Genomic DNA, 20746 nt, shown 5'->3' on the forward strand with positions numbered 1-20746 from the left:
CTCGGCCCACGAGTCTATCGGGTCGGCGGGGGCGGCGCAGCCACGCGCGCGAGCGCCCGCCGTCTTGCCGCGTCCCGGCTGGTTCGCCGATCTTCCCGCGTCCGTCACGGGCGGGGGAAGCCGCCCGCATTGCCGAACCGAAAGACGCCGCCATGATCTTCGAGAGTCCGCATCCGCCGATCACCGTCCCCGCACAGTCGTTCTCCGACTATCTCCTGGGCTCGCTGGGCGACCGGCGCGACAAGCCCGCCTTCATCGAGGGGCCGACGGGCCGCGTCGTGACCTACGGACAGCTCCGGGACCAGGCGCGGGCGGCGGCGCGGGGGCTCGCGGCGCGGGGGCTCGGGCGGGGCGGCGTGGTGGCCATCTGCAGCCCGAACCTGCCGGAGTATGCGACGGCGTTCCACGCGGTGGCGATCGCCGGCGGGTGCAGCACGACGCTGAACCCGCTGAGTACCGACGACGAACTCGTCGAACAGCTGAACGACTCGGGCGCGCGCTGGTTCATCACCATCCCCCCGCTCCTGGAACGAGCACGGTCGGTCCAGGCCCGCACCGGGATCGAGGAGATCATCGTGTTCGGCGAGGCCGAGGGGGCGACGGCCTTCGCCGACCTCATCGCCGAGGGGCGGGGAAGCGACGCGGAGTTGGCGGGCGTGGCGGACCCCGCGGAGGATCTCGTCACCCTCCCGTATTCGAGCGGGACAACGGGCCGCTCGAAGGGCGTCATGCTCACGCACCGCAACGTCGTCGCGAACATCGAGCAGTTCAGCGCCTTCGGGCTCGTGAAGCGCGACGACGTCGTACTCGCGGTCCTCCCCTTCTTCCACATCTACGGGTTGGTCGTGATCATGAGCGGTGCGCTGCGGGAGGGCGCGACGGTGGTCACGATGCCGCGCTTCGATCTGGCCGAGTTTCTGGACACGATTCAGCGCCATCGCGCGACCTCCCTCTACGTCGTGCCGCCGATCGTCCTCGCCCTCGCGAAGCACCCCGTGATAGACAACTACGACCTCTCCTCCGTGAACTGGATCATGTCCGGTGCGGCGCCGTTGGGCGAAGAGACGGCCATCGCCTGCCAGGAGCGGATCGGGTGCCGCGTCTTTCAGGGTTACGGCATGACCGAGGCGAGCCCCGTGACCCACCTGTGTTTCGGCGAGGACGAGGACACCGGGAAGATCGGGACGGTGGGTCCGACGATTCCCGGCACGGAGATGATGATCGTCGACCTCGAATCGGGCGAACCGCTGGGACCCGGTGAGGAAGGGGAGGTGTGGGTCCGCGGACCGCAGGTGATGAAGGGCTACCTCAACAACCCCGAGGCCACGGCGGACACGGTGGACCACGAAGGCTGGCTCCATACCGGCGACGTGGGGCGGGCGGACGAGGACGGCTACATCACGATCGTGGACCGGGCGAAGGAACTCATCAAGTACAAGGGCTACCAGGTGGCCCCGGCGGAACTCGAGGACCTTCTCCTGTCCCATCCGTCCGTCGCCGACGTGGCGGTGATCCCGGTTCCGGACGAGGAAGCGGGGGATATTCCCAAGGCGTTCATCGTGCGCGCGGGAGACGTGGACCCGGAGGCGCTCATGGACTACGTGGCGGAACGGGTGGCTCCGTACAAGAAGGTCCGTGTGGTGGAGTTCCTGGACGAGATCCCGAAGTCGGCTTCCGGCAAGATCCTCCGGCGGGTCCTCGTCGATCGCGAGCGGGCCCAGGTCGCGGCCGACGCGGAGGGGGCCGCCTGAGGAGGGCAAGCGAGCCCGTGAAGGAAGGCGAGGCGACGTGAGCGAGGCGCTGCAGGAGAGATACGCGGCCGAGTCCATCTGCTTCGGGTGTGGTCAGGCGAACCCGGAGGGGCTCCGGCTGCGGACGTTCCCGGATGGCGACGAGGTCGTGGCGGAATGGACGCCGGGGCCGAACCACCAGGCCTTCCCCGGTGTCCTGAACGGCGGGATCATCGGGACGCTGCTCGACTGCCAGTGCAACTGGTGCGCGGCGCACTACTTCATGCGGACGCGCGACCTCGATCATCCTCCCGTCACGGTGACGGCGGAGTATCGGGTCCGGCTGTTCAGGCCGACGCCCTCGGGGGAACCGGTACATCTCCGCGCGCGGATCGCCGAGGGGGGTGAGCGCAGGGTCGTGGTCGAGGCGGAGTTGAGTTCGGGCGGTGAGCGGACCGCCGCCTGCTCCGGGACGTTCGTGGCGATCCGCGAGGGGCATCCGGCGCATGGGGCGCGGTAGCGTGCGCGGGCGCGGACCCCGCGGGAGAGCGGCCGTCTCCGAGGTCGCCGCCGCGCGCGTCGTCGCCGCGCTGGCCCTGGGCTGGCTCGCGGTGTCACCGGCTCCGCTCCGCGCCCAGACGCCGGGCGATGACGCGGCGGCGGGCTTCGACGTCGCGGAGGCCTCGATCCCGGAGCTTCAGGCGGCGCTGGAGTCGGGTCAGGTGACGTCCGTCGACCTGGTGGACGCCTACCTCGCCCGGATCGCGGCCTACGACCGGTCGGGGCCGATGCTGAACGCCATCGTACGCGTGCATCCGGAAGCGAGGGCCCAGGCGGAGCGGCTCGATCTGGAGCGCGTCGAGGGCCGGGTACGGGGGCCGCTGCACGGGATTCCGATCCTCCTCAAGGACAACTACGATACCTTCGACATGCCCACGACGGGGTCGACGCTCGCCCTCGCGGGATGGGTGCCGCCGGATGACGCCTTCCAGGTGCGGAAGCTGCGGGAGGCGGGGGCGGTCATCCTCGCCAAGACGAACATGCACGAGTTGGCGGCGGGGATCACGAGCATCAGTTCGCTCGGCGGGCAGACGCGGAACCCGTATGACCCGGCCCGGAACCCGGGCGGGTCCTCGGGCGGGACGGGCGCGGCGGTGGCGGCCAGCTTCGGCGCGGTGGGGTGGGGGTCCGACACCTGCGGTTCGATCCGGATTCCGTCGTCGGTCCACAATCTGGTCGGGCTGCGGCCGACGAAGGGGCTGTCGAGCATCGACGGGATCATCCCCCTCTCGCACACGCAGGACACGGGCGGGCCGCTCGCGCGTTCGGTCGTGGATCTGGCGATCGCGCTCGATGCGACGATCGGCGCGGACGCGGCGGATCCCGCCACGGAGGCGATGCGGGACCGCGAGCCGATGGGCTTCCGCGCGTCGCTCGACGCGGGGGCGCTCGAGGGGGCCCGCATCGGCGCACTCACGGAGTGGCTGGGGGAGGGGGCGGACGCGCCGGTCACCGACGTGGTCCGCGCCGCGCTCGACGCGATGGCCGCGGCGGGGGCGGAGATCGTCGATTTGGAGATTCCGGACCAGGACTCGCTGCTCGCGCGCACGAGCGTCATCGGACTCGAGTTCGCCCTGGACCTCGCCGATTATCTCGCCGCCGCGGGCGGCGCGCCGGTCGCGTCGCTCGGAGAGATCGTGGCGCTGGGGCTGCACCACGAGCAGCTGGACGGCACGTTCCGCCGCCGAAGTGAGGCCGGCCCGCGCGATGAGGCCGAGTACGCCGAGGCGCTGGAGCGGCGGGGGGCGCTGCGGGAGGCGATCGTGGCCTTCCTCGACGAACAGGGCCTCGACGCGATCGCCTACCCGACCCTGCGGCGGGATCCGGCGCTCATCGGCTCCCCGCCGGTCGGCGGAACGTGCCAGCTCGCGGCGCACAGCGGGCTGCCGGCGATCAGCGCCTCGGCGGGCTTCACGCGGGCCGGGCTGCCGACCGGCGTCGAGCTGATCGGCCGCCCGTTCGACGATGCCCGGCTGGTCTCGTTCGCCTATGCGCTCGAACGGGCGATCCAGCCGCGCCGCGCGCCCCACCGCACGCCCGCGCTCGTGGACGGCCGGGCCCCGGCTGCGCTCCGGTTCAGCGTCGCCGGCGACGGCGGATGGGCCGGGCGGCCCGCCGCCCCTCGGCTCGAGGGCAGCTTCAGCCTCGACCTGCCGCGCGGCACCCTGCACTACGTCATCTCCACCGCCGGCATCGGGGCGGCGGGCGTCCACGCCATCGTGCTCCGGCGCCGGGGCAGCGGGACCCGGCCGAACGCGGTCGTGCGCCGCCTCTCCGGCCCCGGCCTCGCGTCGGCCGAAGGGACCCTCGCGCTCAGCGCCGCCGACCTGGACGACCTGCTCGGAGGACGTCTCGAACTCGCGCTCTATACCGCCGATCGGCCCCTCGGCGCGGTCCGGCTGCCCCTCGACCCGGGGGGCTGAGGGGCGGGGCCCCGAGGCGCCCAACGAGGGGAGCGGGCGGCCGCAGCCCCCGGGGTCAGCGAACCTCGGCCGACAGCCTCCGCACGACCACGCGCGGCACATCGAGTTCGTCGAGCTCGATGAACGCCGCGAGTCCGTCCGGGCCGAAGGCGTCCGGCATCTCGGTCGCGCCGACCGCGTAGGTGCCGACGTACGCCCCTTCCGCCGTCAGGACATCGATGGGTCCGTCGCTTTCCGGTTCCTCGCCGCGGCGTTGCACCCAGATGCGGCCCTCCCATGTGGTCGCCAGGCCGCGCAGCACGGGAATCTCGTGGTAGTAGCTCTCCTCCAGCTCGAAGGTGGCCTGCGGCCGGGGATTGTTCCCCTCGGCTGCTCCGACCAGTTGGAGGCGCCTCGGCCCGCCGGTCCCGCCGAGTGCGCGCCGGGCGGCTGCCGTCCTCTCCTCGTGCGCCTCCTGGACCGCCTCAGTCACGGGCTCGGGCTCGAACGGCCGCCGGATGATGCGTGCGACGCCCTGTGCTCCCGGCGGAGTGACCTTGAGTGCGTACGCCGATGAATCGGAGTGAACGATGCCGCCATCGGGAAGGACGCCCACGAGGAACCCGGGCTCGAACACGGTGGGCATGGCCATGCCGCGAAGCATGGCCCGAAGCTCGGCGGGGGCCGGGCTCGTCGCGAGATCTTCGAGATCGGTTTGTGGCGGCAGCCAGCCCTCCGCCACCGTATCGGCGCGCACGACCTCGCCGTCGAGGCCGACCCGCAGCACCGGGCGGGAGGTGGGCGGATCCGCCGCTCCGCCCGCCCGCATGTCGATGGAGCCCGCGCTCCCACCGGCAAAGACGGCTCCACCGCGCGGGTCCGGCTGAATGTCGTGGGCTCGGATCGCCACGGCGTCGGGCCCCTCGTCCGCCCGGACCATGCGCTGAAACTCGCCGGAGGCGTCGAAGAGCTGGTAGGCGCGGTGGCCGACATCGCTCACGACCACGGTGCCGTCCCGCAGCACCGCGAAGCCCATCGGCTGGTTGAACTCGCCGGGACCTCCGCCCGAGGAGCCGAATTCGCGCACGAACCGCCCTGCCGCGTCGAACACGAGGACCCTCATCTCCCCCGAACGCACCAGACCGACCCCCCCGAACCGCGTCATGCCGCCAGTCCCGTCGAAGACGTAGAGGTTGCCCTGCGCGTCGAAGGCCACCTGGGCGACCTCGGCGAACATCTCCCAGGACTCGCCGTCGACGACGCCGACCCGGTACACCTCCTCGAACGCGGGATCGATCAGCCGGTCCCGGCCCGTGACTTCGATCACCTCCTGGGCCAGGAGGGCCGGCACCGCGAAGGGGGAGTTCGCGAGACCGAAGACGATCCCCAGGGCGAGGCGGCTCAGTCGAGTCTTCGTCATTCTGGATTCTCCTCAGAGAGCTGACGTGCCACGCGTGTGACAGCCACAACTAGGCCGTTAGTTGCCCGCCAGGTCTGGGATTTCGCGAGCCATCATGGGAGTGTCGGTGCCCCTGCGTCGGCCTATGCCAATTGAAGGTGTGACCTTCAATTGGCATAAGGCTTCACAGGGACTTCCAGCAACAACCCCCAGGCAGGAACCTCGGGTCGCGCTCGTGATGAGGACGATCCGGCCATGGGGCGAAGATCGGCCAGCTCATGGCCGACAACGGAGCTGTGTACGTACCGCCTATCGGCCCGAGACCCCGGGAAGGCCGTTCGGCTCGTCGTCCCACCACCACAGGGGAGCCAGGGGGCGCTGCCGGGGATAGACCTCGTCGAGCGTGTCGCCGTCGTACAGGCGCCCGTTCATCATCACCTGCTCGACCGCGTTCGTGTTGCGCAGATCATCGAGTGGGTTCGCGGCGAGGATGACGAGGTCGGCGAGCTTGCCCGCCTCGATCGAACCGAGATCCTGGTCGAGCCCGATGGCCTCCGCGCCGAAGATCGTGGCCATGCGCAGCGCGTCGTGCGCGTCCATGTCGTCGGCCGCCATGGCCCACAGCTCCCAGTGGTAGCCGAGTCCCTGCAACTGCCCGTGGCTCCCCACGCCCGCCTTGCCGCCCGCCTCGACCAGATCCCTCACGAACGCGCCGTGCCGGGAGAACACGTGCTGGTCCTCGCGGAACCACTGCGGCCGGCGCAGCGTGCGCGAGTCGACCTCATCGTGCGGGATGAAGCGGCGCAGCTTCGGATCGTCGTGCGGGTTCTCGCGCGAGTAGAAGTAGTTCTCCGCCCACGGTCCTCCGTAGGAGACGAGCAGCGTCGGCGTGTAGACGCGCCCGGTCTCCGCGAAGAGCCGCACGTAGTCGCCGTACACCGGGAAGATGGGGATCGAGTGCTCGAGACCGGGATACCCGTCGACCGTCTCCGTGAGGTTCTGCCGGATGTTGAGCGATCCCTCCGTCGTCGGCATGAGGCCCAGTTCGCGGGCCGCCATGATGATGTGCTGCCGGCCCTTCCGCGCCGCCGCGACGTACATCTTGATCGTCTTGGTATCGAAGTAGTCGGAGTAGCGCGAGAGGACGTCCTTCGCCTCCTCCGCGGTGTCGATCCCGTCCTGCCAGAAGACGCCGGGTCCGGTCGAATAGACCCGCGGGCCGAGGACGCTCCCGGTGCGGACCATGTCGGCGTAGGAGAGGACCTCCGTATTGCCGGTCTGTGGGTCCCGCGTCGTCGTGACCCCGTACGCGAGGTTGGCGAGGTACGGCCACACGTCCGTCCGGTGGAGCCGATCCCGCGCCCGCAGGTGCGCGTGGGTGTCGACGTACCCCGGCACGACGGTGCGGCCGCTGATGTCGAACTCGACCGCGCCCTCCGGAACGGTCACGGAGCCGCGCGCGCCCACCGCCTCGATCCGGTTGTTCCGGATCACGATGTCCGCGTTCTCGATCACCTCGTCCCCGTTCATCGTGATCGCCCGCCCGCCCCGCAGTACGGCGACTCCGGTCGGACTGTCGCGCGGCGCCTCGATGAGGATCCGATGCTCGACCGCGCGGTATCCCTCGTCCTCCTCTTCTTCGTCCTCCGCCTCTTCCGCCTCTTCCGCTTCTTCCCCTGCTTCCTCCGCTTCCTCTTCCTCGTCCGTCTCCGTCTCCTCGGCCTCCGCCGCCTCGACGCTGTCCTCGTACGCCTGGGCGGCGTCGAGGTCGTAGGCGAAGTGCGCGTTGCCGAGCGAGAAGTGGACCATCCGCCCGTCGCCGCTCCAGGCCGGGAACTCGCCGCCGATGTCCGTCACCTTGCGGGCCGGGAAGGAGGCGTTGTCCGGGTTGGAGACGTTGATCGTCGGTGTGACCCCGGCCCGCGGGACCGTGACCGTGTAGATCTCGCGCTGCAGTTCCACCAGCGCCTGGTCGCCCCGGGGCGCCATCTGGATGTTCGAGGGGGAAAGCCCCTGGCTCGAACCCTGAAGCGTGGCCCCCCGCACCTTCACATGCTCCTTCTCATCCGTCCCGTCCCAGCGGATCGAGACGAGCGCGTCGGGGAACCGGAAGAGGTGGATGCGGTCGTTCCCCTCCACGAAGTGGGGGTTGGCGCGGCCGTCCGTCGGTGCGATCGGCGTCGCCGGTCCGCCCTCGGAGCCATCGGGGTCAGCGGACACCCACACCATTTCCGTTCCGGGCGCGCCCCCTTCGCCCTGCGTCTCGTAGGCCCGGACGAGTCCCCGCACCGCCACGATACGGTCGCCGGGACCCCAGGCGGGGGCGAAGTACGTCGCCGCGTCGCGCGTGAGGCGCACGGGGTCTCCGCCACCATCGGAACGGGTCTTGTAGAGGTGTCCCTCGTTCCCGTCCCAGGTCGAGTAGGCGATCCACTCGCCGTCCGGTGACCAGACCGCGAAGTGCTCGGACATGTCCGCGTCGGTGAGCCGCTCGGGGTTCGACCCGTCGGCCGCCGAGACCCAGAGCCGGTCCAGCGCGGTGAAGGCGAGCCGGTCGCCGACGGGGGAGGGCGCCGCGTCGCGGATCTGCCGCACGGTGAAGGTCCGCGTGTCCTCGATGGGATAGTCGAAGTCGACCCTCGGCCCGAGCGCGAGGTCGAACTGGACCCGGAAGGGGATCTCCTCCGCCTCGCCCCCCTCGACGGGGAGCTTCCAGATCTTTCCTCCATAGGAGGCGACGAGGAGTCGGGAGTCGGGCGTGAACGACATGCCCGGGAGCACGTCCAGCGTGGCGCGCGACTCCTGGTCGTCGTGCTGCACCGGATAGGCGAGCCAGCGCTCGTCGCCGCTCTCCAGATCGCGGAGGACGAGCCCGGTGTGGTCCTCGTGACGGGTCCCGAAGGCGAGCCAGCGCCCGTCCGGAGAGAGCGTGGGCCGGATGGCCGAGCCGTAGCGGGACGACCTCGTGTAGCGCTCGCCCGTGTCCCGGTCGTACGCCTCGAGCTGGTACTGGGGGAACTGCGCGTTGTAGGTCCAGTCGCCGGTGCGACGCGCGTACCAGATATACCGGCCGTCGGGGGAGACCGCGGCCCCGAGCATCTTCAGGTTGTCCGGCTCCGAGACGAGTTCGATGCCGCTCCCGCCGTCCACGTGGAACATCTTCAGCTTCGGCAGCCCGCCCCCGCGGAAGCCGCCCATGGACGCGACCACGTAGTTACCGTCCGGCAGCCACTCGGGCGACTCGGCGCGATTGGCGGAGCCCTTGGAGATCTGCGTGGTGTCGGATCCGTCGAGCGAGCGGATCCAGATGTTCTGCCCGCCGTCGTAGTCCGAGCTGTAGACGATGCGCGTCCCGTCAGGGGAGAAGCGGGGCTGCGCGTCGAACGCCATCCCCGAGGTGAGCTGCGTCGCCGCCCCGCCTTCGATGGGGATCGTGAACAGATCGCCGAGGTAGTCGAAGACGATCGTCTCACCGTCCGGACTCGCGTCGAGCGAGATCCAACTGCCCTCCGTCATGTCCATGGCGACGGTGCGGTCGACGGAGAGCGGCAGGTCTTCGTTCTCCGGCTCCTCACCTTCCCCGGTACTCTCCTGGCTCCGGACGCCTCCCGCGGTCGCGAGCAGCAGTCCCAGCGAGAGAGTGTACGGAGTGACCACGAGCATGACGCGGTTCATGAACGAAGACTGTTTCATCTGACGACTCCTGGAAGTGTTGCCCGGCGCCTCGCGTACGTCGGTTCTGGTACTGAAGTGGTACGGCGAATACTTCCGTCACGAAACCGCGGGCCGCATGCCCTGGGTGTGCCCCACAGGAATCCGGTGCGCTGCGGCGTGCCCGCGGGAACGTCGCTGAGGGCCGAACAGGTTGCGGTTTGCGCGGCGTCTCCCCGCTGCGCACTCTCCGGCCCATGACACACCCTGTGGCCGCGCCTCCGACCTCGAACGCACCGCGGATCTCCATGCTTGCGATGGCGGGCAGCCAGCGCCGCCGCTCGTTCAACCGCGCGCTCCTCCGTGCCGCGCTCGAACGCATACCGGAGGGCGTCGAGAGCCGGGAGTTCGATCCGTCCCGGCTCCCGTTCTACGACGGAGACCTGGAGGCGGCCGGCGACCCCGATCCGGTGAAGGAACTCAAGGAAGCGGTGCGTGCGGCCGACCTCGTGCTGCTAGTGACGCCGGAATACAACGGCGGCCTGCCCGCGGTGTTGAAGAACGCCGTGGATTGGGGGTCGCGTCCCCCGCGTCCCCAGGCCTGGGACGGAAGACCCGTCGCCATCATGGGCGCGACGCCCGGCCGCCTGGGGACGGCGCTGGCGCAGCGCTCTCTGCGTGAGTCGCTCGCCGGCCTCAACGCGCGCGTCATGCCGCAGCCGCGCATCCTCCTCGCCGGAGCCGGCGCCCTGTTCGACGGCGATCTCAGGCTGGCCGACGAGGCGATCGGACAGCGCCTCGACAAGTTCATGTCCGCGGCGGCGGAATGGGCACTCCGGTTCCGGTAGAGGGGAGGGGAGGGGTCTTGTCCGACACCAACGGGGCCAGGATCGTGTTCGAGAAGCTGGCGCCCGATGTACGGGTTCCCACACGCGCCACGGAGCAGTCGGCCGGCTACGACATCCGGGCGCACCTCACGTGCGGCCCTGTCCGCATTCATCGGGGCGAGAGCCGCGAAACCGTCTCCGTCACCGCGACTTCCGGTGAAGACGGCCCACCCTCGATCGTGCTCGAGTCCGGCGACCGGGCGCTGGTGCCGACGGGCTTCCGGGCCCGCCTCCCCGACGGCTACGAAGCACAGATCCGGATGCGATCCTCGCTCGCGTGGAAGCGCGGGCTTACCGTGCCCAACGCACCCGGCACGGTGGACGCCGACTACCCGGACGAATGGTTCGTCCTCGTACTCAACGCGGCGCCGCACTCCATCCGGATCGAGCACGGCGAACGGATCGCCCAGGCGGTGCTCCACAGGTACGAGGTTGCGCGCTGGGAAGAGGGGGCGGTCACGATCTCGACGGACCGCGCCGGCGGGCTGGGCAGCACCGGCGAGCGATAGCCGGCCCATCACCACCAGGGAGAAGAATCAAGGAGAAGACGAGATGCCCGAACTGAAGGAGTGGTTGCTCGCCATTCCCGTGCTGATCACGCTGGTCGTCATCTTCCTCGTCGAGGTCACGGAGCGTTGACATGACCTCCCGCGGGGGGTTCTGCCTGGGGCCGCTGGCGCTCGCCGCCACGGGGCCCCGCCTCGCCGCGCAGGAGATCTTCGCGCAGGGGCTGAACGGACACGTCTGGATGTCCGAACCTACCGAAACGGCTCCGGGTGCACGCGCTCCACCGGTTCCGTCTCCTCCAGGCGGTCCACCTCGATAGTGTCCGCCTGCGGGCAGGCGACCGAGCGCGACGCGGTGCCTTCGACGATCAGACTGTCCCCGGTCTGTGCGTCTTCCAGGTCGCCCGTCAGCGTGTAGGAATAGCCGTCGAGATCCTCGAACATGACGCACCCGTTCTCCTGCTCGACGATCGTTCCGGTCCTCTGCACCCGGCCGCCGGTATCGGTGACGTGGAACGGATCGGAGAGCCCCGTCGGCGCGAAGTTGCCGTTGAAGATGATGAAGACGACCGCGCGGTCCCACGCCGCCGTCTCCGGTACCCGCACGGTGGCGCCGATCTCGCCGAACTCGCCCTGATCGCCGGTCCCCAGTTCCTCGAAGCCCGTGCCGATGGCTCCGAGGCCGACGACGACCCTCGCCTGCAGGGGGATGTTCTCGGTGTAGAGGCTCACCTCGGTCCCGGGCGGTCCCATGCGGGGCTCCATCATCTGGATCTGGCGGAGCGAATCGGGCGTGGCGGGGTTCGGGTGTGCCTGGGCGAACGCGGAGCCGGCGGTGAACATCAGGAGCGGCAGCGCGCCGACGCCCGACAGGACGCGTCGTTTGCGGCATCGATTCATGGTGGCCTCCCGGCGAAGTTCCTCACCCCATGCTGGCCCCGCGGCCGTGCCGCCCGCAAGGCGAAACGCCCGCCCGCGGGGGCGAAACAGCCCACTCTTCTGCCCCGCCCGCCGCCAAGGCGTTAGCTTCCCGGTCCCGCAGCGCGCGCCGGGGTGGCGAAACTGGCAGACGCATCGGACTTAAAATCCGAAGGGGTTCATCCCCGTGTGGGTTCGAGTCCCACCCCCGGCATCCGAATCACCCGTCCGGGGCGCGGGGGCCGCTCACGCCCCCGCGCCCACGGTCACGGGCTCCCCGGCCGCCAGGCTAGAACGGGCTGAAGTCCCAGCGCAGCCGGGCGAGGATCACCCGACCGATCGCCGGCGCGCCCACCATGCTCTGGTACGCCTTGTCGAACACGTTCGAGACATCCACCTGGAACCAGAGGTCGTCGTACCCCGGGACGCGGAAGCCGAGATTCGCATCCAGCGACGTGACGGCTTCCAGATCGCCCACCCACGGCCCGGAGTCGAACGGATAGGCGTTCTGCGCCCGGAACCGCAGGCCTCCGTTGAAGCCGGCGTCATCGTTCCGGTATGTGAGCGACGCCGTCCCTCTCACGGTCGGCGAGTTCAGCGACACCTGGCGGACGAGTTCTCCGGCGGTCTCGAAGCTGTTCCGGTTGATCAACGAGAGCGACGTGGCCAGCTCGAGCTGATCGCTGAGCAGGAAGCCGGCGCCCAGTTCGCCCCCCATGACGTCGAACCCTCCGACGTCCTGATATCCGAGCACCATCGCCGCTCCGGTGCCGCCGGCGCTCGTGGGCGACACCGTGCCCAGCGGAACCTGGCCGGCCAGGCCGGCGATGAACTGGGCCGTGGCGAGCGCCACCGGCTCGTTGGGGAAGGCGACCCCGACCAACTGCCGGAACACGCCCTCCAGGTACGGCCGCAGCTGCGCGCCGTTCAGGAAGATGTTGGGCGAGAGCAGGCGCAACGGCGAGATGTAGCTGTCGTAGCGGGTGAACCACGCGTTGGCGCCGAAGGACCCCCGGTCCCCGAACACGCCCTTGTAGCCGACCTCGAGTGTGTTGCTCACGGTCGGACCGAGCGCCTCGATGTCCTGAAGGGCGGCGAGGTCGACGGCCTGGCAGAACGGGGGCGCCACGCAGTCCGGCGGCGGCGCGCCGCCGCCCGCAGTCTCCGTGTCGAGGAGCAGGGCCAGGAAGCCGACCTGGTCCGCGGACGGGGCGGGGATCAGGGGCGCCAGCGCCGCCAGTTGCGGATCGGCGGCACTGAGCAGCGCCATCGCCGTGGACCAGAGCTGGGCCGTGGTCGTGGGCAGGAACTCCCGCGGGCTCCCGCCCAGCAGCACGTTGAAGGGAGACAGGTGCATGGGGATCCCGTTCGAATCCCTCATGTACATGTACCCGTTGCCACCGGCCCCGGTGGCGCGGAGGTCGTAACGGAACGGCAGACCCGGGATCGGGATCGTCCCGCCCGAAATATCCAGGAACTGGTTCGTGGACGACGGGGTGGAGAAGGCGCGGTTGAAGGTGACGCGGAACGAGTTCGCCGCGTTCGGCTTGTAGACCAGCGCCGCGCGCGGAGAGAAGACGGGATCCGCGAGGCTGCTGTTGTAGTCGTACCGGAACGCGGCGGTGAGGTCGATCTTCGAGTTCAGCGCCCATTCCCACTGGACATAGCCACCGACTTCGGTCGTCTGGTCGTCGTCCTCGAACTGTCCGTTGATCGACCCCTTGCTGTCCGGATTGGTCCCCAGATAGTCGACTCCGTAGATGACCCGGTGCGCCGAGCCGAACCGCGACTGGTACTGCAACTGCCCGACGAGCAGCGACGAGTTGTCGAAAAGCGGGCGGCCCGAGCGGAGGAGGAAGGTCTCGTCGTTCGTGTTGTAGTTGTAGAACACCTGCGCGAACAGATCCCTGTGCCGGAAGCGCGCCTGCCCGTAGGTGACTCCCCAGTTGGTGACGTTCGCCGCCCCCAGGCCGGTGAGGTTCGTGGCTTGCGCGGCTACGTTCCGCCCCGCCGCGAGGACGAGCGATGTCCCCGGGGACGGCTCGAAGTCCATGCGGGCGTCCACGCCCCAGTTTCGGTGGCCGGAGTCCCGCCCCATGGCCACGTTCTCGGCCGACTGCTGCAGGATGCCCTGATCCGTCGGGTTCGTCAGGTCGAGTCCCGCGGTGAACGCCTGGCAGGGCGCGGCGGTGAGGTCGAACCCGGCCCCGACGCATGCATGCCCCGCGTCCCGCGCCTGCGCCTCGACCACATCGTCGAAGACGTATTCGGTCGCGTCGAAGTATTGTCCCGAGATCTTGAACCCGAACTTGTCGCTCGGGGCCACCGCGATTCGCCCGTCGAACTGGAACAGCCCGGCGTCCTCGCCCTGGACGGGGAGGCTGCCGAGGCCCGGCTCGTTACCCTGCTGCCGGAGGCCGCCTCCCACCGAGAAGCTCGCCCCGGGCGAGCGAATGGGTGACTTCGTCAAGTAGTGGATGACGCCGCCCGCGGCGTTCGGTCCGTAGAGGGCCGATCCCGGGCCGAGGACGGTCTCCACCCGTTCCATGTCGAGTTCCGACGTCGGGTTCAGGTAGAAGACGTTGACCCGCAGCGAGGCCACGCGCGCGATCCGGTTGTCGGTCATGAACAGCGTGCGGCCCGAGAAGATGTTGTTGAAGCCGCGCAGCACCGCGTAGCGGCCGCGGATCCCGGTGCGGGACACGTCCACGCCGGGCTGCTGCTCCACGTGCTCCACCGGAGAGGTCACCTGGCGTTCCGCGATGTCGCGCGCGGAGACGACCTCGACCGCCGCCGGCGCATCGAGCGCCTTCTCGAACGTGCGGGAGGCGGTGACCGTGAGTGGGTTGAGCGCGAAGTCCTGCGCCGTCATGGTCGTGGAAACGCTACTCGACTGCCCGGAGACGGCGGCCTGCGACTCCATGACCACGGTGCTCCAGCCCGGCGATGAGAACCGGATCGAGTATGTGCCGGGCGCCACGCCGTCGATCTCGTACGCTCCGCCGGGTCCGGTGGTCGCCCGCGCGACGACCGTGTTGGCCGCATCGGCGACCTCGACCAGCACGGCGGCGAGCGGCGTGCCGGTGTCTTCGTCCGTCACCATACCCACGATCCGGGCCTGGGCCCAGACGGCGCCGGGGATCGCCCCCAACGCGATCGCCGCCGCCAATAGCAGACCCCCGAACCTCGCGCTCCGGCCGACACGCACCCCGAGTCCATTCATCTCGAACTCCCTCCTTGTGACTCCGTCCCGCTGGCCAACCCCTGGTCCTCCCTCACCCGACGCAAGCTAAACCCGGGTGCCGATCCTGTCAGCGGCGCCGTCCGCTTCACCGGACCCGGGCGAAGCGGACGTCGCGCGTTCGGACGTTCGACAGATAGAAGCCCACCACCTGTCCGTTGCGGTCGCGCTCGAACGAGAACGAGAAGCTGCCGCCCGAGAATTCGTCCTCCTCCCCCGGCGTCAGCGTCGCCCGATCCAGCCGCCGATGGTGGAACGCGAGTTCCTCACCCTCCAGCACGATGTCGTAGAACGTCTCCAATTCCTCGCTGTAGAACCGCCCCTCGAAGGCCCCAAGTTCCCCCGCCGCCGGCGCCCACGCCTCGGCCGCCTCGCCCTCGAGACGAGTCGCGTGGTTGTCCCCGTTCTGGTGCATCGTGAGCCCCTCCACCTCACCGTCCTCCCCGCGGAGGAAGGTGACGGACGCCTCCACGGCCAGCAGCCGGAAGGTGGAGTCCGAGGTGGGCACGATCTCGAGCCGCTGCTGGCCCGTGGCCTGGGTATGGAAGGTGTCGTCCTCGCGGGTGAAGGTGAGGATGAAGTCTGGCGCCGCGTCGAGCGCGTAGCGGCCCGCGAACTCGTCGAAGTCCTCGGCGTCGTACGCCGCGGGATCGAACTCTCCGGCGTCCGCGGCCGGCACCTCCTCCTTCAGGGCGTCCTCGAAGAACGCCGAGGCCAGTTCGTAGGCCACGCCGCTGTTGAACTGGGCGTGGTTGCTCTGTGTGGTGAGGCCGGCGTTGATCTCGGGGAGGTAGACGAGCATCGAGCGGTGCGCCACATCCGCGCCCCCGTGGCTCACCCGCTTGAGCCCGCCCTGCTCGCCGACCGAGAGTCCGTACCCGTAACCCGTCTCCTCACCGTCGTTGAGCACGAAGGAAGTCATCATTTCATCGATGCTCTCGCGCGTGCCGACGCGAGGGTTCGCGTAGTTCTCGACCCAGGTCTGAAGATCCGCGATCGTCGTGTAGACCGTCCCGGCCCCGACCGCGCCCCCGAGGTCGCCGATCTGGCGGTATCCGTCCGGGCCGGGCGTGTAGCCCTCGGACATGTCCGGGACGATGTGGCGGTTGGAGGGCCGCACCATCGAGCGGGTCATCCCCAGCGGACCGAACACGTTCTCCTGCATGAACAGGTGGAAATCCACCCCCGAGGTGCGCTCGACGATGACCGCGGCGAGGCCGAAGGCCGTGTTGTTGTAGTTGTACTCCGCGCCGGGGACGTTCTGGAGCGCGGGCTGGCGCTGCACGATCTCGATGAGTTCCCTGCGGTCGATCCAGTCCCCGTGATCGGTGCGGCGTCCGGTCATGCGCAGGAGGTTGAGAAACTCGCGCAGCCCCGAGGTGTGCGTGATCAGGTGCCGGACCCGGATCGTCTGGTCGAACTTCGGCAGTTCCGGAATGTGCTTGCGGATGTCGTCGTCGAGGGAAAGCAGGCCGCGCTCCGCCTGCAGCATGATCGCGAAGGCCGTGAACTGCTTGGAGGTGGAGCCGATGTTCGTGCGCGTGTCCTCCTCGAAGGGGATCCCGTAGGCGAGGTTCGCCATCCCGTAGCTCTTCGAGAAGAGGGTGCGGCCGTCGCGCCACACGCGGACCGCGGCTCCGGGGGAGTCCTCGCCGTCGAAGCGCGCCATCAGCTGATCCGTGAGCCGGCCGGGGTCCGCGGCGACGGGTTCGTGCCGCACCAGAGTGATCTCGAACTGGCCGCCCGGGCCGCCGCCGTCATCCTCGTCCCGCGGGGCCGCGAATACCTCCACGGTGTGGGTGCCGGCCGCCGCAGTCCGCCCCGCGATGCGTTCCACTCCCTTCCCGAGTCCGCCGAACATCCCCAGTTGCGCGCCGTCGGGGCCCAGGACCCGGATGTTGACGTCCACGGAGAGCTGGTTCACCTCTCCGAGCAGGAACGTCCCTTCGTCCGCGTCGATCGTGTAGCGGACGGTGTCTCCCGAGGCGAGGCTGCCCGGGACCGTGCGGCCCCGCTGCAACTCCGCCGCCTGGGCCGAGATCTCGCCGGCCGCGACGAATGCCGCGACAAGTGCCGCGACGAACGCCCCGAGGGGCGCGGAGGTCGGAAGACGGAAACGGAGACGGTCGAAACGCGGGTTCATGGGATGACTCCGGTCGAGGCGCAGCGATGCAGAGGGTCGAAAAACGTTACGACGGGCCGGCGCGGATCAGCAACGGCGCCACGTGCTCGAGAAGGGCACGCCGTCCCCGCTCGCCAGGGAGAGCGACGAGGAGGCGGGCGGCGGCGGCGACGAAGCGGAGGCGGGTGAGGCCGACTCGGGGGACGTCGTCGTGAACATCGATTTCGACGGGCTCGATCAGCGCATCCTCGCCCTCCCGCCGCCCGAGGCCGGCTATGCGAACCTCCAGCCCGGCGACCCGGGGCAACTCTTCTACATCAGGAGCAACACGGCGAGCGGCTTCGGGAGTCCGGGTTCGGGACCCGGCCTGCGCCGTTTCTCGCTCTCCGACCGCGAGGAGCAGTCCGTGGTCGAAGGGACGCGCTTCTACGATCTGTCGGCGGACCGCAAGAGCGTGCTCTACGCGACCGCGGGCGGCTGGTTCATCGGCAACGCCGGCGGCACGGACATCGGGTCGGGGGCGGACCGGCTGGCCGTGGGCGACGTGGAGATCCGGATCGATCCGCGGGCGGAGTGGCGGCAGATCTACGACGAGGCGTGGCGGATCAACCGGGACTACTTCTACGACCCGAACATGCACGGGGCGGACTGGCCGGCCCTCAAGGAGAAGTACGCCGTGTTCCTGCCGCACCTGGCCACGCGCGCGGACCTCAACCGCCTTCTGATGTGGCTCCATTCGGAGATCGCGGTCGGACACCACCGGGCCGGGGGAGGCGACTTCCTCCACGACGCGGAGAACGTGCCCGGCGGCCTGCTCGGCGCGGACTTCGTCGTCGACCAGGGGCGGTGCCGGTTCGAGAAGGTGTACGGCGGGCTCAACTGGAACCCGGGACTCCGGTCGCCGCTCACCGAGCCGGGGATCGAAGTCGAAGCGGGCGAATATCTGCTCGCGGTCGAAGGCGCCGAGTTGCGCGCGCCCGAGAACGTCTACGGCCGGTTCGAGAACAGGGCGGGGAAGATCGTCTCCATCACGGTGGGTCCTTCGCCGGATGGAGCCGGCGCGCGCACCGTCGACGCGGTGCCGGTGGCGAACGAGGGGGCGCTGCGGAACCGGGACTGGATCGAGGGGAATCTGGCCCGCGTCCGCGAGGCGACGGACGGGCGCGTGGCGTACGTGTACGTGCCGAACACGGCGGGGGCGGGGCACGAGTACTTCAAGCGCTACTTCTTCCCGCAGACGAACCGCGAAGCCGTGATCGTCGACGAGCGCCACAACGGAGGCGGCCAGATCGCGGACTACTACATCAACATCCTGCGCCGGCCGTACGTGTCGCACTGGGCGATGCGCTACGGCGCCGACCTCATCACGCCGCAGGGGGCGATCCCCGGTCCGAAGGTCATGCTGATCGACGAAACGGCGGGATCCGGGGGCGACATGCTGCCGTGGATGTTCCGCAAGCTCGGTCTGGGCACGCTCATCGGCCGACGCACGTGGGGCGGGCTCGTCGGTACTCTGGGGTTCCCGATCCTGATGGACGGCGGGTCCATCACCGCGCCGAACCTCGCGATCTGGACCGAGGACGGGTTCATCGTCGAGAACGTGGGGGTGCCGCCGGACATCGAGGTGGAACAGTGGCCGGCCGAGGTCATCGCGGGGAGGGACCCGCAACTGGAGCGGGCGATCGAGGTCGTCCTGGAGCAACTCGAGGCGTCACCGGCCAAGCAGCCGGTGCGGCCGAACTTCCCGATCCGGGTGCGCCGACCCTAATCCGACCTGGCGGGCCGGGGCCGGCGCGGGGGTCTCCAGCATGAGGGACCCCCGCGCCCCTGGGTCATAGATCCTGCCGGGTCAGCGGCAGGTCTCCGGGTCCACCGCGACCGTCACGGCCTCGGCGCTGAGCGAGTTCCGGGTCTGCCGCCAGTTGACCAGCGCGTTGGCCCCCAGCCGCCTCGCATCGGCAAGGATCTTCTCGAGCGCTTCACGGAACTCCCCGCTCCGGATCAACTCGGTGGCGCGGTCCCGTTCGTTCGTGTCGTCCGAGAGGGCAGCCTCGGCCGCGCGCGAGGCTCCGGAAATCGTCGCCTGGACCTGTCCGAGCTCCTCCTCCTTCGGACAGCGATTCAGTCCCTGCCAGCCCGGGTCGCAACGAAGGAGCCGCGAGTACGTGAGGTTGACCGCGTTGTCGTCAACGCCGAAGCAGGCCCAGATCCGGTCGTCATCGTTGCCGCCCCCGGCCGCGCCGGCGAGGGAGAAGACGAGGTCCATCCGCGTGATCGGATCCGTGAGGCTGGCCGCCGTCACGCTCCCGCCGGCGTTCCCGAACGTCGGCTGCACCGCCAGCTCCACCTCGAGTGGCACGTAGCAGAGCACGTAGCCGCCGTCGAATGCGGTCTGGCCTTCCGTGCGTCCCGCTTCCCCGTCCGCTTCCCACGTCACGACGACGCCCGCGCCAGGGAGCCCCATCTCGCCGTCCTCGTCCATGACGGCCCCCCACAGGGCGCCCGTGCCATCGGGCGAGTCCGGACAGACTTCGTTGAGTTCCTGAGCCATCGCGGTGGGTACGGCGCCCGCCAGCGCGAACGCGCCCGCCGCGACTCCCAATCCGAATCGTCTCATCGTCCTCTCCTGCGGCAATGGTACATCGCTTCCGCGCAGATCAGTTGCGCGTGTACTTCGTCAGCCCGCCCTCGGCGGCCTGGCGCGAGTTCGGGCCCTCGGCGGCGTAGACGTTTCCGTCCGCGTCGACGGCCACACCCTCGCCGGCCTCGCCCTGCGGATCCTCGGACTCGTGCGGTGGGATGAAGGCCGTCACCACATCCTCCGACGCGTGGCCAATGCGGACTCCCGTCAGCCAGTCGGAATGCTGGTTGGGGTTCGACTCCGAGTCGATCGCGTACACGTTGTCCTCGTCGTCGATGAACAGCCCGCTGACGCGGCCGTACTGGTAGTGCGTATCCAGCAGGTTCCCGTCCTGGTCGAAGATCTGGACGCGGTGGTTGCCGCGGTCCGCCACGAACAGCCGGCCCTGCGAGTCGAACTCCAGCGCGTGCGGCGTCCGGAACTCGCCCGGCCCGTCGCCGATCACGCCCCATTCCATGACGTACTCGCCCTCGGGCGAGAACTTGATGATGCGGCCCGTGGAGCCTTCCGGCGGGTTCGCGTTCTGCCCGCTGTGCCCATCGGACACGAAGATCGACCCGTCGGGGGCGATGATCACGTCGCACGGCTCGTTGAAGAAGGTGCCGGGCTCGCTCGAGCGGACGCCGGTCTGACCCAGCGTCATGAGTACCTCGCCCTCGGGCGAGAACTTCACGACGGTGTGGCCCTTGTCCTCCGTGCCCTGGGAGTCGGTGATCCAGACATTCCCGTCCGCGTCAACGTGGATCCCGTGCGGAAGCACGAACAGGCCGGCCCCGAAGCTGGCCAGGATCTCGCCCGTCTCGCGGTGGAACTTGAACACCGGATCGACGATGTTCTCGGCGCATCCGCCCGCGAGCGCGATCCCGCCGCAGCGGTCGTAGGCCCAGATGTGGCCATCGATGGGATCGATATCGATGCCCGCCGTGGAGCCCCACTCGCGGCCGTCCGGGAGCTGGGCCCAGTCCTTCGTGACGACTGGATTGGGATTCGGAAGTCCCGCCGCCGCCGGATCCACGACATCCGCCGGATCCATCATCTCCACTTCGGCGGCATCTTCTCCCGCACAGGCCATGATCCCGAGGAGCGCCGCCACCATGGGGACGCGCGCCAGTCTCGCTACGCGCAGGCTCTGCATGTCTCCTCCGTAACGTTCAGTGTTGCGGAACCCGACCCGCACCGCGCCGCCCAT

Annotated in this window: 13 protein-coding genes and 1 tRNA gene; 7 read left to right on the forward strand and 7 right to left on the reverse strand. The window is 69.7% G+C overall.

All coding sequences use genetic code 11. The annotated features are described in order from the left end of the window. Positions 1-152: 152 nt before the first annotated feature. Genes ACOQPP_RS02170 through ACOQPP_RS02180 form a run of 3 tightly spaced genes read left to right on the forward strand, consistent with a single transcriptional unit; the run spans position 153 to position 4213 of the window. Positions 153-1751, forward strand: a complete 1599-nt coding sequence (locus ACOQPP_RS02170) for a 4-coumarate--CoA ligase family protein (protein WP_420635783.1) — start codon at positions 153-155, stop codon at positions 1749-1751. 37 nt (positions 1752-1788) lie between these two features. Further along, positions 1789-2250 (forward strand): PaaI family thioesterase, encoded by a 462-nt coding sequence (locus ACOQPP_RS02175; RefSeq protein WP_420635784.1) that lies wholly within the window; start codon positions 1789-1791, stop codon positions 2248-2250. Position 2251: 1 nt separating this feature from the next. Continuing rightward, complete coding sequence (locus ACOQPP_RS02180; RefSeq protein ID WP_420635785.1) at positions 2252-4213, forward strand: amidase family protein; 1962 nt, start codon at positions 2252-2254, stop codon at positions 4211-4213. 55 nt (positions 4214-4268) lie between these two features. Here the strand turns inward: ACOQPP_RS02180 and ACOQPP_RS02185 are convergent, their stop codons facing one another. After that, complete coding sequence (locus ACOQPP_RS02185; protein WP_420635786.1) at positions 4269-5612, reverse strand: 6-bladed beta-propeller; 1344 nt, start codon at positions 5610-5612, stop codon at positions 4269-4271. Positions 5613-5900: 288 nt separating this feature from the next. Further along, entirely contained in the window at positions 5901-9284 is a 3384-nt protein-coding gene (locus ACOQPP_RS02190; protein WP_420635787.1) for an amidohydrolase family protein, read from the reverse strand. Positions 9285-9550: 266 nt separating this feature from the next. On the opposite strand from ACOQPP_RS02190, the gene ACOQPP_RS02195 reads away from it, so the two are divergent. After that, positions 9551-10090 carry an NADPH-dependent FMN reductase gene (locus tag ACOQPP_RS02195; RefSeq protein WP_419165559.1) on the forward strand — a complete coding sequence of 180 codons (540 nt, stop codon included), beginning with the start codon at positions 9551-9553 and terminating at the stop codon, positions 10088-10090. Between the two features lie 17 nt (positions 10091-10107). Then, positions 10108-10638: a dUTP diphosphatase gene (gene dut, locus ACOQPP_RS02200; protein WP_419165560.1), complete on the forward strand. Its 531-nt coding sequence runs from the start codon at positions 10108-10110 to the stop codon at positions 10636-10638. 249 nt (positions 10639-10887) lie between these two features. Here dut and ACOQPP_RS02205 read toward each other — a convergent pair whose 3' ends face one another. After that, complete coding sequence (locus ACOQPP_RS02205; RefSeq protein WP_419165561.1) at positions 10888-11535, reverse strand: DUF5818 domain-containing protein; 648 nt, start codon at positions 11533-11535, stop codon at positions 10888-10890. A 147-nt stretch (positions 11536-11682) separates the two neighbouring features. Between ACOQPP_RS02205 and ACOQPP_RS02210 the strand changes: the two genes are divergently transcribed. Further along, positions 11683-11767 (forward strand) — tRNA-Leu (locus tag ACOQPP_RS02210). Between the two features lie 75 nt (positions 11768-11842). Here ACOQPP_RS02210 and ACOQPP_RS02215 read toward each other — a convergent pair. Beyond that, complete coding sequence (locus tag ACOQPP_RS02215) at positions 11843-14776, reverse strand: TonB-dependent receptor (RefSeq protein WP_420635788.1); 2934 nt, start codon at positions 14774-14776, stop codon at positions 11843-11845. A 106-nt stretch (positions 14777-14882) separates the two neighbouring features. Next, positions 14883-16937, reverse strand: a complete 2055-nt coding sequence (locus tag ACOQPP_RS02220) for a serine hydrolase (protein WP_419165563.1) — start codon at positions 16935-16937, stop codon at positions 14883-14885. 82 nt (positions 16938-17019) lie between these two features. Between ACOQPP_RS02220 and ACOQPP_RS02225 the strand changes: the two genes are divergently transcribed. Then, a complete protein-coding gene (locus tag ACOQPP_RS02225; RefSeq protein ID WP_419165564.1) occupies positions 17020-18684 on the forward strand; it encodes a PDZ domain-containing protein in 1665 nt (554 codons plus the stop codon). An 81-nt stretch (positions 18685-18765) separates the two neighbouring features. Here ACOQPP_RS02225 and ACOQPP_RS02230 read toward each other — a convergent pair whose 3' ends face one another. Continuing rightward, a complete protein-coding gene (locus tag ACOQPP_RS02230; RefSeq protein ID WP_419165565.1) occupies positions 18766-19533 on the reverse strand; it encodes a hypothetical protein in 768 nt (255 codons plus the stop codon). Between the two features lie 40 nt (positions 19534-19573). Beyond that, positions 19574-20692 (reverse strand): peptidyl-alpha-hydroxyglycine alpha-amidating lyase family protein, encoded by a 1119-nt coding sequence (locus ACOQPP_RS02235; RefSeq protein ID WP_419165566.1) that lies wholly within the window; start codon positions 20690-20692, stop codon positions 19574-19576. Positions 20693-20746 lie beyond the last annotated feature (54 nt).

Source organism: Candidatus Palauibacter sp. (assembly GCF_965222475.1).
GTDB lineage: Bacteria > Gemmatimonadota > Gemmatimonadetes > Palauibacterales > Palauibacteraceae > Palauibacter.